This window comes from Xanthomonas sp. LMG 12461 (assembly GCF_009192935.1).
Taxonomy (GTDB): Bacteria; Pseudomonadota; Gammaproteobacteria; order Xanthomonadales; family Xanthomonadaceae; genus Xanthomonas_A; species Xanthomonas_A sontii.
This window is the reverse complement of sequence record NZ_NQYT01000132.1, coordinates 1-487: the sequence shown is the minus strand read 5'-3', so window position 1 is coordinate 487 and position 487 is coordinate 1. Positions and strand designations below refer to the sequence as shown.

The 487-nt window shown below is 75.2% G+C and carries 2 pseudogenes; one reads left to right on the top strand and one right to left on the bottom strand.

Going from position 1 to position 487, the window contains the following annotated elements:
* Positions 1-184, top strand: a pseudogene (locus tag CEK68_RS20885) (protein tonB); the annotation flags it as partial.
* A 138-nt stretch (positions 185-322) separates the two neighbouring features.
* Here the strand turns inward: CEK68_RS20885 and CEK68_RS20880 are convergent.
* Positions 323-487, bottom strand: a pseudogene (locus CEK68_RS20880) (protein tonB); the annotation flags it as partial.

The window sequence follows — 487 nt, the reverse complement described above, 5'->3', positions numbered from 1 at the left end:
CCGCCAGGGTGCGCCGTCGGCTTACGGCCGCTGGATGAGCTACGTGCCTGGCCCGCGCCAGCGCGCGCCGTGGAGTGCCGACGAGGATGCTGCCGGCTTCTCGCCGGACCTGTTGCCGGCTGGCGGCGTGTACATGGCCGACGGCGCCGGTCCGCGCCTGCTGACGCCGCTGCAGGGCGGCTGAGCGGCGACGGGTCGCCTGGTCTAGGCCGGGCGACCCCGCATAGACCACCCGCCAACGTTAGCGCGCCGCGCGGCGCGCTAACGTTGGCGGGTGGTCTATGCGGGGTCGCCCGGCCTAGACCAGGCGACCCGTCGCCGCTCAGCCGCCCTGCAGCGGCGTCAGCAGGCGCGGACCGGCGCCGTCGGCCATGTACACGCCGCCAGCCGGCAACAGGTCCGGCGAGAAGCCGGCAGCATCCTCGTCGGCACTCCACGGCGCGCGCTGGCGCGGGCCAGGCACGTAGCTCATCCAGCGGCCGTAAGC